Origin of the sequence: Candidatus Nitrosotalea okcheonensis (assembly GCF_900177045.1) — an archaeon.
Classification (GTDB): Archaea; Thermoproteota; Nitrososphaeria; order Nitrososphaerales; family Nitrosopumilaceae; genus Nitrosotalea; species Nitrosotalea okcheonensis.
The window spans coordinates 358,894-372,469 of sequence record NZ_LT841358.1; the positions used below are offsets into that span (position 1 = coordinate 358,894).

Consider the following 13,576-nt stretch of genomic DNA (forward strand, 5'->3'; position numbering starts at 1 on the left):
ACTACTTTTTTGGCTTGGTCTTCTTGGCAGGCTCGCTTTTCTGTGCAGGCTCAGCTTTTATTTTTTTGAAAATTTCATGGGCCTCTTTGGCGGTGACTCTCTGATGAACTATGGCCCGTACTGCCTTTATCATTGCTACTGGATGATCGTTTTGCCAAATGTTTCGACCCATGTCCACACCTGATGCGCCTGCCTGTAATGCATCATATGTCAGATTGAATACGTCCATCTCTGTTGCAAGTTTTGGGCCGCCTGCAATTATTACCGGTACTGGACATGATGTTACAACTTTTTCAAAGTTTTCACAATAGTATGTCTTGACTAGATGTGCGCCAAACTCTGCAGCCATCCTGCATGCAAGTGACAAGTATCTCGCATCCCTTTTTTCTAGTTCTTTTCCTACTGCTGTAACTGCAAGTACTGGTATTCCATATTCTTCTCCCTCATTAACCAGATTGCCAAGACTGACAAGTGATTCGTGCTCATGTGCTGCCCCTACAAATATTGACATTGCAAGGGCTGTGGCATTTAGTCTGATTGCCTCTTTTACAGACGTAGTAATTTTTTCATTTGAGAGGTCTTTTCCAATGATGCTTGCACCTCCTGATACTCGAAGTACAACTGGTACTGGAAAGTTTGCATCAACGGATGTTCTTAAAACTCCTCGTGTAAGCATGAGAGAATCTGCATATGGCAATAGTGGGGCAATTGTTTTTTTTGGCACTTCGAGCTTTTCTGTTGGCCCAAGGAAATAGCCGTGATCGACTGCAAGCATTACGCCCCGTTTGTTTTGCGGTTTGATTATTTTTGCAAGTCTGTTCTTGAGTCCCCAGTCCATATCTTCTTCGAAAAAATTTGCCTTAGTTAAGCGTTTCTGAATTTGTAATTATTATTTTCATGGAGTCATTTACCTGGTGGGCATAATCCAAAGCTTTTGCGGAATCTGCAAGATCAAACTTGTGAGTGATTAATTTTTGTACATTGATTGTTCCTTGTGATATCAACCTGAATGCCTCGTTTGTGTCGTTTTCAGAAGCTGCGTAACTTGGTGTGATTGTAATCTCTTTTGAATATACCTTGCTCATCTCAAGTGACATCTTGACATCTTTTGTCGGTACTCCAAACAACACCACTGTTCCTCCTTTTCTTACAAAATCAATTGCCTGTGAAATTGCATTTATGTTTCCAGTCGAAACCATTGCAATGTCAACTCCACGGTTGTGTGTCTTTGAAAGAATTTTTTGATGTGCCTCTGGGTCGTCTGATCTTATTGATTCTGTTATGCCAAATTTTTTGGCAAACTCCAGCCTAAAATCATTAATGTCTAGGCAGAATATGTCTTGAATTCCATATGCTTTGCTTAGCATCAGGTGCATCAAGCCAGTTGGACCTGCACCTAAAATTGCAATCGAGTCACCTTTCTTGAATTTTATCTTGTTCCATGCCCTGACACAGCATGCAAGTGGTTCAATCATTGATGCTGATTCAAAACTTACATGATCTGGCAGTTTTATTACCCCGCCGTGAGATACATTCCATTCTGGAACGATAAACTCTTCTGCAAGCCCACATGGTAAGAGATTTGTCTCAGAATATTTTTGGCACATGGTCTCATTACCATGTGTACAGTAGTGGCATGAATGACATGGAACATGGTGGTGTGCAAAGACCCTGTCACCATTTTTGAAATTTGTTACACCGTCACCTATGGCAGAGACTATTCCTGAAGGCTCGTGACCAAGTCTCATGGAAGGCTGGCTGTATTTGCCATAGATCTTTTCTAGGTCGGAACCACACACCCCACAGGCTTTCATGGAAACTAGGATCTCGCCCTTGCTAACATGTGGTCTTTCTACATTTTTTATCTGTACATCTGATGACCCTGAAACATATGCTACCTTCATCATTTCAATGAAATGGAAATGGCGTTTTATCTTTTCCGCAATCTATTCTGGGTACGTCTTACTTGAAAAACAGGAAATTCGATATAAGGAAATTTCATCTCTTTATGATGTCAATTAAATAGAACTTGTTTCTGAGACAGCAACATGGATTTGTGGCGCGACATTGAGACTGGCTCCAATGTACCATCTGTGATAAATGTCATCGTGGAAATTCCAAAAGGTTCTCAAAATAAATACGAATATGATAAAAAGAGAGGTGTCATAAAACTTGACCGAGTTTTGTTTTCACCGTTTTTCTATCCTGGAGAATATGGTATAATCCCACAGACATTTGCAGAAGACGGTGATCCAATGGATGCCCTTGTACTTGTTACCAATCCAACTTATCCAGGTGTCCTAATAGAGGCACGTCCAATTGGGATGCTCAAAATGAAAGATGGCGGTGAAATGGACAACAAGATCTTGTGTGTCGCAAAAGATGATGTTAGATTTGACAATCTAAAGGACATTACCGGTCTTGACAAACACTATCTCAAAGAGATCGGGCACTTTTTTGAAGTGTACAAGCAACTTGAAGGAAAAAAAGTAGAGATACTTGGATGGGAAAATGCAGCAAATGCAAAGAAAGAAGTGCTTGCTGGAATAAAACTATACCAAAAGACCTTCAAAAAGTAACTCTCTGTTAGTTCTCTGATAAAAGAATTAAAACAAAAATGGTATTAACCAGTAATTGGAGATGAGGTATCATGAATGAAGGTGATATTGCTCCGGATTTTGAACTTGAAGCAAATGATGGCAGCTTGGTAAAGCTAGGCTCTTTTCAGGGAAAGAAAAATGTTGTTCTGTGTTTTTACCCAAAGAACCACTTGTTTGCGTGTCCATCAAAAAGAGTGTTCCAGATGGCAGAGGCAACAATTGCGGCATATCAAAAGATAAAAGAGCAAGATGCTGAACTCTTTGCAATATCCATTGATACGGTACAAGACCAAAAAAAGTTTGTCGAGGAATATGGTGTACCATATCGTCATCTCAGTGATACTGCCAAAGCCACTTGCAAGGCTTATGCGGGACTAAACATTGCAGGACTTGCAAAGCGTTCTACCTTTATCATTGACAAGAATGGACGAGTTTCAAAAATTTTCAGAGATGTCAGTCCAGAAAAACATGGCCATGAAATAATTTCGTCATTGCAGAACTTGAAATAATTCCATTTTTGTAAATTCAATATATTTTTAAAGATGTGAGTTAAGACTTGACTTGTGCTAGATCTAGTAGCAAAGAAAATTTTCCTTACCAAAGGCAAGGGTGTTCATGCTGACAGGCTGACAAGTTTTGAGTATGCATTACGAGATGCAGGAATTGCAGGAACAAACTTGGTTTTAATCTCTAGCATATTTCCACCTGGTTGCAAGGTGATTCCAAAATCAGAAGGCCTGAAATTGATAAGACCTGGTAGCGTGACTTTTGCGATATATTCTAGACAGGAAAGTAATGAGCCTCACAGGCTTATGGCTGCATCTGTTGGAATCGCCGAGCCAAAAGACAATACCAAATACGGCTATCTTTCAGAATATGTCTCCTTTGGAGAGACTGAAAAAGAAGCAGGTGACTATGCCGAAGACATTGCAGCACAAATGCTTGCATCATCACTTGGAATATCATTTGACGTAAACAAGAGCTGGGATGAGAAAAGACAACAGTGGAAGATATCGGGACAGATTTACAAAACTAGAAACATAACACAGAGTGCCGTGGGAGATGCAAAAGGTAACTGGACTACGGTATTTACAGCAGCGGTGCTGATTCTCTAAATTTTTATCTTCGTTTCATGAATAAATATACTGCAGCTCCGCCTGCTGCTACTATGCCAATCAAGGCGTAAATGGAATAATCTGTAGGATTTGAAATTGGTGGTGGTGTTGATGTGGTGTTGCCCTGTCCTGATGTGGTTGGAATGCTATTGCCCAGAGTCAATGAAGCTTGGCCATCTGTGACCGATGTAGTTTTTCCAAATAGGTATATTGCAGAAATCTGCTGTCCGTAAGACGGGTCTATGATCCAGCCTGCCTGAGTCAGGTCAGATGGAAATTTTTGACCATTTTTGATTGTAGTTGGTGCCAAATCTCCACCATGGTTAGTTACTGCAGTAGTCTTGTTTGATATTACTGTGACATCAAGTATTGAATTCAATGGGAAGAATCCAACGCTAAAGTAGCTTGATCTTTCAAGGCTACTGATACCTAATAATTCAAGTGGCTTGATTGTAGTAATCTGTGTCTTGATTGGGATTTGCTTAGAAACTTGGAGCTGATAAAGTAGAGCATTTTGTGATGGCGTGATTGCAAATGTTACTGTAGAGTTGGAGTCTTGAGCCATTGTTTGTGCAGCATTAAAAAATCCTCCATCATCACGAATCTGTTTTGGTATCAAGATAGCAGACAGTCCATCAAATAGATATGAAGAATCTTGTCTTGACATTGTATATACTACAGATATCGTCCTATTTCCGGATATGACACCTGATGTGCCAAGGGCACCATTTAGCTGTCCTTTTGGATTTATGTACACGTTGTTAAATCGTGCATCTGTTGCAAATGCCTTGTTTATGTGATCAATGAGGCCGTCTCCGACTTGTCGTGCTTCTGTCTGAATAGTTGTAATGTTATAGCTTTCAATAAGTGATGGTGAAATGATGTTGACCAGGATGCACCCCTGATCTTGAACACCTATGACACAGCTTTTGTCATTTGTTATGACAACTGATGTTACATTGGCAGAGTTCTGTATGCTCTGACTAAGGTCTGCTGGTACTCGCATCTCTACTGGGCTTGTTGATGCCAATGTGATAAATGCCGTAGTCTTATTCTGTACTTTTTCATCAACTAGTATGTGTGCTGTTTCACGATATGATGCAAGCTGTGGTTGCTGTGCGTACGCTGAAACAAATGAAGTCATTAATAGTGCAAAAATTATAGACAAGGCAAAAAGGTTTTTCAATTAAAGAAATTTTTGAAATCTAACTATTAAGTTATTCTCTCAATTTTTCTATCTTTACAGCAAATCTCTGGAATGGTTCCTCCTTAAAGTGGTTCTTGCATACTAGCATGGTCTGCTGTGGATCAGGCCCGCAATCATACGTTATCAAGTACTCTGGTTCTTTATTACAGCATCTTGTGTATTTCACTTGTCAGGTAATGGTTATCATAAAATAAAATAGTTCTCGATCTAATCTCTAGGTTTAAATTATAATGTACATGTAATGTCACTGACATCGGTTCAAACCGTAGGGGAACATTGCCTGGCAGTTGGGGGCGCTTGACTGCCAGGCGCTTTAATTAATTACTTTACCAAGTCTTTCTGTTTGATTTTTGATGTATTCAAAACCCTCTTGCCAGAAACTCTCTGATGTGATGTCGATTCCATGCTCCTTGAGCAGATCTTCTGGTTTTTTGGAGCCGCCTGCTGCCAAGATGCCGATATATGTGGAAGCAAATGATCTTCCTTCCTTTCTATATCTCTGGTATAGGGATAACGATAACAGGTTACCAAAAGAGTAGGAATAGCAATAGAATGGAGAATGGTAAAAATGTGGAATACATGTCCATTCTATTCCAAAGTCTGGTGTTACATCCACCGAGTTTCCAAACTGGTCCTTTAACGTCTTCGTGTATTCTGACGTGATATCTTGAACCATGGCACCATTGCCAATTTTTTCATGTGCTGCTATCTCAAAGAGTGTAAAGTATGCTTGCCGTCCTACTGTTGCATACAGATCATTCATGTGCTCTGTCAGTAGGGATTGTTGCTCATTGTCTGGGATCTGATCGAGAATTTTGTTGAATAGTAGCATCTCAGAAAAAGTAGATGCTGTTTCAGCAAGCGGTAATGGAGCCTCTGCGATGAATATTGACTTTCCTGATGCTGCAATGCTATGTATGGCATGTCCAAGTTCATGGGCCAAAGTGAACACGTCGTTGGTTCTTCCCTTAAAGTTTACCAATACATATGGCGTTATTTTTGGAGATATGGTACTACAAAATGCACCGCTTCTTTTTCCCGGTCTTATGGTGGAATCTACATGTCTCTGGACAAACACTCTTTTTGCATACTCACTTAGCCGTGGACTGAAATCATCCAGTGTATCCAAGACAAGTTTTACTGCCTTGTCATAGCTGTATTTTTTTTCTTCTCTTTTCTTGGTTGGTGCATAAATGTCATAGCGACGAAGTTTTTTCATATTCATGATGCGTGCCTTTAGTAAAAAGAATTTACGAAATACGTCCGAGTTTTTCTTGCAGACTGAAAGAAGAGCATCAACTGTCTTGTCGTCTGTATCGTTTCCAATATTTCTGACTGATATTGGGGATGAATACCCGCGTATATGGATGCATTCATCTTTCCAGTTTGAAACTATGTTTTGATATATCTCTCCCAACACGCCTTTATTTTTGTCAAACTCTGATAGTAATGCCTTGTATGCAATCTCTCTTGTTTTTGACCTGGGGTTTCTAATTAGGACTGATAGTTCCTCTCTGTTGTATTTTTTTGTCTTCCCATCTATTTTTACCTCAAAAACAAATGCATTAGTTATCTTGTCATAAATTTTGACAAGAGCGGAATGGCCTGTGACATCCAGAGTATTGATTATTCTCTCTTCTGGCTCTGTAAGGGAATATTTTGCAAGTAATCTCTTGTATCTTAAAAATTCATATAGTTCTCCTGACGCCCTCATCAATCTTTGGGCGTTTTTCTCATCAAGTTGTTTCTTCCACCACTGGTCAAAAAACAGGGTTTGGTTTTCCAACTGTGCACCTAATTTTCGCATCCTTGAAACCAATGATGTGGCCTTGTCTGATTGGGTATCTGATGAATATTCTAGTGATGCATAGCCTGAAACTCTGCCGAATTGTTCTGTGATTTCCTCTAGGGTATGAAGCATGGCAAGGAATTTTTTCTCAGGTATTGTGGACTTGAGTATTTTCTTGTTCTTTTCAAAGTTTTTGACATCTCTTTGGATTGCTTCAAGTCGTTTAGTAAACTGTGGCGATTCTGGATCCTTTACAAGTTCGCTTAGATCCCATTTTTCTTCTCGAAAAAGTTGCATCTGGTTCAAACTCGTATTTCTTCTTAAAATACTATGTGGAAAGTATCCTGATTTTACAATGATATTGCATCAGTTGGTCTGACAGTTTTTTAAAATTTGTATGTCATTATCAAGTGTACAAATCATGCACACGTCTTAAATATTAAAAATGCATAATAATGACATGAGCATGACAGCATGGCATTGTTACAGATGTAATCTGACCTTCAAAGAAAAGTCACATGTTGTTATGCACAAAGAAATTTCAAGACATGACGCAAGGCAAGTAGAAATTCCCCAATAGAGTTTCTACTTTTTATTTTTTGTCTCAAAATACAAACATGTCATTGTGGGCAAATTCTTGCAAGTATTTAATTACCCCAAAAATGAGTTAGTCGTTCGTGGATCATCATAATTTTAAGGGCAAAGACATTCCGCATTTGAGGATAAAACCCAATATGGGCATCGATGATCTAGTGGAAATTTTTGCAAGTACTGGCTATAATGCAAGACAACTTGGGGATGCCGCAAAATTATACTGTAAAATGATTGAAGATGATGCAACAATATGTCTTACAATTGCTGGCGCGATGACCCCTGTTGGTTTTGGGGGGCTATTCAAGTCGTTGATAGAGCGTGGTTTTGTTGACTGGATTATTTCAACTGGCGCAAATGTGTATCATGAGGATCATTTTGCATGGAATTTACCTGTAAAACAAGGACACTTTGAGGTGGATGACATGATACTATATGAAAAAGACATAGTCAGAATCCGTGATGTATACATCAAAGGAGAGGAAACACTCAAGGCAGAAGATAGCATTGTCCAAAAAATGTTTGCAAAAGATCTGCTTGACAAGTCATTTACTACTGCAGAATTCTGTAATGCCATGGGAAAATACTCTAAACAGCATTCTAAAAATCCAGAACGCAGCTTTGTCGTAACTGCATACGATTATGATGTTCCTGTCTATGTCTCAACATTGAAGGACTCTTCACTTGCACTAGACTTGGCGCCATTAAGACTTGAAAACAAAATGTATAATCTTGACTTTGTACGCGAGATAATAGAGCAAGCTGCAATATTGTACAATTCCAAGAAATCCGGAATTTTGGAGTTGGGTGGAGGTGTTCCAAAAAATACTGCACAACAAACCGGTCCGTTGTTAGATCAGATACTTGGCCTAGGTCATGGTGGTCAAAATTACATTATCCAAATCACTGATGCACGACCAGACACTGGTGGCCTCTCTGGTGCAACATTGCAGGAGGGAAAAAGTTGGGGTAAGGTAAAAGATGCGCATGAAGATGTCATAATGGTATACACTGATGCAACTATCGCATTTCCAATACTTTGTCTTTATGCATTAAGCAATGAAAAACCAAGAAAACCAAAGAGACTTTACAAGAAACTAAACCAGTATTATGAAGGCTTGAGCAAGGCATATTTTAACAAAAAACACTAGATGCAAAATAGATAATCACAATTCTTTGTGTAAACTGGATATGTACTGAAAATAAAATCCATAAGGTGATGGTTGATTATCTAGAATCTGCTGAATCGTGCTTTTTCTGTATCCCTGTCTTCCTTTGTTGCTTTTTTCCACTCTTTATAGTGCTCCTTGCAAAGGATTGCCTTTTTCAAACCGTGTGGAATGCCCACTCCAGTTCCGTCCACCTTTGAGGCAGTAAGCGAACGAACTCCATCATTGTCACATCCTGTGACGCTGCATTTTGCACCTTTTGATATGAGGCCCATGAGAGTTCTAAAACGCACTATTATATCAGATTTTTTGATATTTTGTTAAAATTGTAAGAAATCTTGTCAAACATGCCCTTAGGTATATGATATAAATTATTAGGCGTGTGGCTGATATAGATGCTTAACAACTTGAGAGAAGGTCTAAAACCTGCTCTACAAAACATTGGTAAAGTTTTTGCTTCAACAGGCCTGTCTGCAAATTTCTGGACAGCGGTAGGACTATGTTTTGCATTTGCATCAGCAATAGTTTACGCTATTCATCTGGAGTATTCTTTTGTCTTGGGGGGAATTTTGTTACTTGTTTCGGGGTTTTTTGACATTGTTGATGGCCAAGTTGCACGCATTACTGGAAAGACATCTAAAAAGGGTGCATTCCTTGATTCTGTCTTTGATAAAATTGCAGAAGTTGCAATATTTCTCGGAATTTTAATTGGAGGATATTCACAAGGTTATCTTGTACTGCTGGCAATAGGTCTCTCTCTACTTGTTAGCTACACTAGGGCAAGAGCTGAATCTCTTGGAGTTCAACTTCAAGGTATAGGCATAGGTGAGCGCGCCGAAAGATTACTCGTGATTGCAATAATTGGAATGATCAACTTTCTAAATTATGCCGTAGTAATTGTTGTAATAATTGCAGCAATTACATTTGTTCAGAGAATAATGGCAACAGCTAGAGCAATAAAAGATTAGACTATCGGAGTCTGCCAGTCTGACGTCTTGAATCAGCTGATCTAATTTTTAGAATCCCAAAGTGTATTGCACATGATATGCAGTACCATTTGAGTACAGTTGGTGCTGCAATGTATGCACCTTGAGCCCTTAATTCTTTTGCCAATGTGTGCTCTACTAGATTTAATCGCGATGTTACTTTCTTTGCCTTGTCTCGTGGAACTGTTGCGCCACAGTTTGTACACTGGATACGATCGGAGGAACCCTTGCCTCCCTTCTTTCTTCCACGACTAGCACGCTTTAGTGGCATGTTTTACCTGTATAGAGCCTCTTTATAATGATATTTGACGGTCAGGTTTTATTGAATTTCTAATCCTGACTGGACAAATTCCATCCCCTTTACCATTCTTCCAAAATTGGGATGTGATGAATTTATGAAATATGCTGTTTTCACCTGTTAAAATTTAAATTTCATATAATTTTAGATTGAGGCATGCGTGGCCTCTGTCATGTATGCCTGAGCTCTAATGTTGATATCGTAATAGTAAAAGGCAAAATAATCTGCCAATCCTGTCTACGTAGTAAGAAAAAGGACTAAATGGAAAGATATCAGCATCAAATCAAATGAAGGTTGCAGTATTTTCACATTGTACAGTGGATGAGATATATCAAAATGACGCGATGGTTGAGACTGCTGGAGGCCCTGCGTGCTATTGTGGCCTGACTGCAAAAAACATGAAGTTTGAAATCGATCTTCATACCAAAGTGGGTACAGATTTTGCATTCAAATCCGTGCTTGAAAAAAAAGGAATTTTCCTTTCACAGAATTCCATGTCCGAAACACCGACCACCAGATTTATGTTGAAAATATTTGGAACCGAGCGTGATCTCTATCTTAAAACAAAATGTGATCCAATTCAATCAATAAAGTCTGATGCAGATGGTGCAATTGTAAGTCCTGTCTTTGACGAAGTATCGGAAGATACATTGGACGAAATAAAAGAAAACTTTGACTTTACATTACTTGATCCACAGGGATATCTGCGTCGGATGGCAAGTGACAACAAAATCTTTTTTGAAAAAACACTGCTTGACCTATCACACATAACTGCAATCAAGGCAGATCCTGATGAAGCATTTTATCTTACTGGGCTGAAAGAAAAAGAAGCAATGCTTGCATTGCAAAAAAAAGGCGTCAAGCAGGTGCTTTACACTGACAAGCAAAATATTACAATGCTTGTAAAGGACAGGATGTATCACTTGAAAATTCCAAATATGGCAATAGGTGACACTACGGGTGTTGGAGACATTTTCTGTGCATCTTTTACCTGTTCATATTTGAAAGAAAATGATCCTATCTGGGCAATCTGTTTTGCAGTTGGTGCCGCACAAGCAGCACTTGAGACACATGCTACAGGTCTTGACAAGGTTCCGGCCGGGGGTGATACTGAGAGAAATGCGGCATATCTTTACAACCTGATGCAATTTTCAAGTGTCTAAGCTTTTATTGTGTGAGAGATGAATTAAAGCGTGAAGGTTGCAATCTATAGTCAAGACCAAGAACAAGCTGTAAAATCCATAAAACTTTCACTTGAAAGTCATGGCATCGAGTCTGTGAATGTTGGAAAAAAACCCCTTGGAAAAGACATTGACTATGTAATAGTAACTGGTGGAGACCGTGGAGTTAGAAAATATTTTCATCACGTTATAGACTCTACAATTCCAGTTCTTGGAATAAACGAGTATGAATCTAGTGGATTTTTAGCCCAGACCGATCTCAAACAATTTCCAACATATCTCAACAGATTAAAAAAAGGCGATTTTTCAATTGAGGCCTTACCAAGGGTCGGTGTAAAAATTGACGGAAAACAAATCTATCCTGCACTAAATGATGTTGCAATATTTTCCTCAAAGAGTGCTACGCTGGTAGAGCACGTACTGCGAATAAATGGAGAAGAGCTGTGGCATGACAGCAGTGATGGTCTTATAGTATCCACTCCGATTGGTTCTTCTGCGTATGCAATGTCTGCAGGTGGTCCTACAATATATCAAAACTCAAAGGTTTTTTGCATTGTATCAGTAAATTCACTTGACATCACAAGACGCCCACTCATAGTTCCAGAGGATGCATTCATCGAGATCGATGATATATCATCTAGTCTCCGATGTGAAGTTGTAATTGATGGAAAGGACAGATTCAAAGTTGACAAGATCGTAGTCTGTACCAAGTTTCCATTACCTGCAAGCGTAATACGCATGAAAAAAGATTCTACTACAGTTTCTGCTCTTGCTAAAAAAGTAAAACTTGCAGACGAGCTTTTGAACATGCCTCCAAGCTCCAAGTTGTTACTCAAAACTCTCGAATACGAGGGTTCTCTTACTCAAAAAGAGCTGGCAGAAAAGACGCTGCTTCCAGACCGGACTGTCCGGTTGGCACTAAGCCATTTGCTTGAAAAGGGCTATGTGAAAAGAAGAGTCTCACTTCGCGACACCAGGCAGAGAATATATGAAATTCCAAAATAGGTTCTAGGCATTAGATGATGCTCTTATGAATGCCTCAAATGACTCTTCAGGATATCCTGGTCTACTGCTAAATTCCGGATGATATTGTACCCCTAGGTAGAATTTATGGTTTGGAATCTCTAATACCTCCATACGTTTTTTGTTATCACTATGCCCTGAAAACTTCATGCCTTTTGAAGAGAACAGATCCAAATATTTCTGGTTGAACTCAAACCTATGCCGGTGTCTTTTGTGAATCTTTGTGGATTTGTAGAGTCTGAATGCCATGGTGTTGTCTTCAACCGTAATCTCATGCGACCCTAGACGCAGTGAGCCACCCATGTTTTCCACTGATTTTTGTTCTGGTAAGAGGTCAATTACAGGATTTTCTGTACTTGGGGCAATCTCTGTAGAGTTTGCGTTTGTCAGTCCACATACATATCTTCCAAACGCCACGGCAGCAAGCTGAAAACCAAAACAGATTCCAAGATATGGTATATTTTTCTCTCTTGCATAGTTTGCAGTACTGACTATGCCTTCTACACCTCTGTCCCCGAACCCTCCAGGAACAATTATTCCACTATATGCCGCAAGTTTATTCAAATCCCCGTCCAACTCTTCAGAATCAATCCAATCTATGATTACATTTTTTCCAATTTTGGCACCGGCGTGTTGCAGTGCATGGTTTACACTCACATAACTGTCTGCAAGCTTGACATATTTTCCAACCATTGCAATTCGTACTGATTCTTTTGCGTTTTGAAATGAATTTATGATTGCATTCCACTTGTCCCAGTTTGCTGAAGTGTTGACCAGTCCAACCTTGCCAAATTTTTTGAACATGACATCGATTATGCCTTGATCGTACAACATCTGAGGCACCAAAAGAATAGACTTTGCATCATGACATGAAAACACGTCCCGTTCTGAAACATTTGAAAATAACGAAATCTTTTTTCTTGCAGCCATTTCAAGAGGTCTGGTACATCTGACTGCCAACAAATCTGGCTGAATACCTATTCTTCGTAGTTCCTGTACACTGTGTTGTGTTGGCTTGGTCTTTTGTTCTCCTACCACATCAAGAGATGGGGCAAGTGTAACATGGACAAAAATTACATTCTCCGACCCTTCTTCTAACCTCATCTGTCTCAAGGCTTCAAGAAACGGAAGACTTTCAATATCTCCCACTGTTCCGCCACACTCTATTACAAGCATGTCAAGATTCTCACTTTTTACTATCTTTCTTATTCTGTCCTTGATTGCATCTGTAACATGCGGTATGATCTGAACACAAGCTCCCAAATATTCTCCGCGTCTTTCCGCATCTATTACACTGGAATAAATCTGAGCCGTAGTAATATTGTGAGTCTTTAACATGTTTTGGTTCAAAAATCTTTCATAGTTTCCAATATCCATGTCGCATTCTCCTCCATCTTCAGTAACATAGACCTCGCCATGAGCAATGGGATTCATGGTACCTGCATCATAGTTCAGATATGGATCAAATTTTACACACGAGACCTTTTGATTAGAAAGCTGAAGTAGCTTTGCAATGGATGATGAAACAACGCCTTTTCCAAGGCCGGACATGACTCCGCCTGTCACAAAAATGTATTTTGTAGATTCTGTCTGCATATCCATGATGGATTTGAGGTC

At 39.4% G+C, this 13,576-nt stretch carries 15 protein-coding genes; 7 read left to right on the forward strand and 8 right to left on the reverse strand.

Annotated elements, in window-relative coordinates:
• Position 1: 1 nt before the first annotated feature.
• Both lsrF and BQ3481_RS02220 read right to left on the reverse strand, forming a co-directional pair.
• Positions 2-838 carry a 3-hydroxy-5-phosphonooxypentane-2,4-dione thiolase gene (gene lsrF / locus BQ3481_RS02215; RefSeq protein WP_157926777.1) on the reverse strand — a complete coding sequence of 279 codons (837 nt, stop codon included), beginning with the start codon at positions 836-838 and terminating at the stop codon, positions 2-4.
• Between the two features lie 22 nt (positions 839-860).
• The gene (locus tag BQ3481_RS02220; RefSeq protein WP_157926778.1) at positions 861-1,904 is read right to left on the reverse strand and encodes a zinc-dependent dehydrogenase; all 1,044 of its coding nucleotides are present in this window, start codon (positions 1,902-1,904) and stop codon (positions 861-863) included.
• A gap of 144 nt (positions 1,905-2,048) precedes the next feature.
• Here BQ3481_RS02220 and BQ3481_RS02225 point away from each other — a divergent pair, with 144 nt between their 5' ends.
• From BQ3481_RS02225 to BQ3481_RS02235, 3 genes are all read left to right on the forward strand, one after another.
• Entirely contained in the window at positions 2,049-2,579 is a 531-nt protein-coding gene (locus BQ3481_RS02225; RefSeq protein ID WP_157926779.1) for an inorganic diphosphatase, read from the forward strand.
• A gap of 71 nt (positions 2,580-2,650) precedes the next feature.
• Positions 2,651-3,109: a peroxiredoxin gene (locus tag BQ3481_RS02230; protein WP_157926780.1), complete on the forward strand. Its 459-nt coding sequence runs from the start codon at positions 2,651-2,653 to the stop codon at positions 3,107-3,109.
• Between the two features lie 54 nt (positions 3,110-3,163).
• Positions 3,164-3,715 carry a pyruvoyl-dependent arginine decarboxylase gene (locus BQ3481_RS02235; protein WP_157926781.1) on the forward strand — a complete coding sequence of 184 codons (552 nt, stop codon included), beginning with the start codon at positions 3,164-3,166 and terminating at the stop codon, positions 3,713-3,715.
• 4 nt (positions 3,716-3,719) lie between these two features.
• Here the strand turns inward: BQ3481_RS02235 and BQ3481_RS02240 are convergent, their stop codons facing one another.
• The 3 genes from BQ3481_RS02240 to BQ3481_RS02250 form a co-directional block, all read right to left on the reverse strand.
• Entirely contained in the window at positions 3,720-4,901 is a 1,182-nt protein-coding gene (locus BQ3481_RS02240; protein ID WP_157926782.1) for a hypothetical protein, read from the reverse strand.
• A 31-nt stretch (positions 4,902-4,932) separates the two neighbouring features.
• The gene (locus tag BQ3481_RS02245) at positions 4,933-5,088 is read right to left on the reverse strand and encodes a hypothetical protein (protein ID WP_157926783.1); all 156 of its coding nucleotides are present in this window, start codon (positions 5,086-5,088) and stop codon (positions 4,933-4,935) included.
• Positions 5,089-5,235: 147 nt separating this feature from the next.
• Entirely contained in the window at positions 5,236-7,008 is a 1,773-nt protein-coding gene (locus BQ3481_RS02250) for a M3 family oligoendopeptidase (protein ID WP_157926784.1), read from the reverse strand.
• Between the two features lie 380 nt (positions 7,009-7,388).
• On the opposite strand from BQ3481_RS02250, the gene BQ3481_RS02255 reads away from it, so the two are divergent.
• Complete coding sequence (locus BQ3481_RS02255) at positions 7,389-8,453, forward strand: homospermidine biosynthesis protein (RefSeq protein ID WP_157926785.1); 1,065 nt, start codon at positions 7,389-7,391, stop codon at positions 8,451-8,453.
• An 80-nt stretch (positions 8,454-8,533) separates the two neighbouring features.
• Here the strand turns inward: BQ3481_RS02255 and BQ3481_RS02260 are convergent, their stop codons facing one another.
• Positions 8,534-8,746, reverse strand: a complete 213-nt coding sequence (locus BQ3481_RS02260; protein ID WP_157926786.1) for a hypothetical protein — start codon at positions 8,744-8,746, stop codon at positions 8,534-8,536.
• A 120-nt stretch (positions 8,747-8,866) separates the two neighbouring features.
• Here BQ3481_RS02260 and BQ3481_RS02265 point away from each other — a divergent pair, with 120 nt between their 5' ends.
• On the forward strand, positions 8,867-9,439 hold the full coding sequence (locus BQ3481_RS02265) for a CDP-alcohol phosphatidyltransferase family protein (protein WP_157926787.1): 573 nt from the start codon (positions 8,867-8,869) through the stop codon (positions 9,437-9,439).
• 1 nt (position 9,440) lies between these two features.
• On the opposite strand, the gene BQ3481_RS02270 is transcribed toward BQ3481_RS02265, so the two are convergent.
• On the reverse strand, positions 9,441-9,728 hold the full coding sequence (locus BQ3481_RS02270; protein WP_101010282.1) for a 30S ribosomal protein S26e: 288 nt from the start codon (positions 9,726-9,728) through the stop codon (positions 9,441-9,443).
• A gap of 314 nt (positions 9,729-10,042) precedes the next feature.
• On the opposite strand from BQ3481_RS02270, the gene BQ3481_RS02275 reads away from it, so the two are divergent.
• Both BQ3481_RS02275 and BQ3481_RS02280 read left to right on the forward strand, forming a co-directional pair.
• Positions 10,043-10,918, forward strand: coding sequence for a PfkB family carbohydrate kinase (locus tag BQ3481_RS02275; RefSeq protein ID WP_157926788.1), 876 nt, complete (start codon positions 10,043-10,045; stop codon positions 10,916-10,918).
• A gap of 30 nt (positions 10,919-10,948) precedes the next feature.
• A complete protein-coding gene (locus tag BQ3481_RS02280) occupies positions 10,949-11,941 on the forward strand; it encodes an NAD(+)/NADH kinase (RefSeq protein ID WP_157926789.1) in 993 nt (330 codons plus the stop codon).
• Positions 11,942-11,944: 3 nt separating this feature from the next.
• On the opposite strand, the gene pyrG is transcribed toward BQ3481_RS02280, so the two are convergent.
• The gene (gene pyrG / locus BQ3481_RS02285; protein ID WP_157926790.1) at positions 11,945-13,555 is read right to left on the reverse strand and encodes a glutamine hydrolyzing CTP synthase; all 1,611 of its coding nucleotides are present in this window, start codon (positions 13,553-13,555) and stop codon (positions 11,945-11,947) included.
• Positions 13,556-13,576 lie beyond the last annotated feature (21 nt).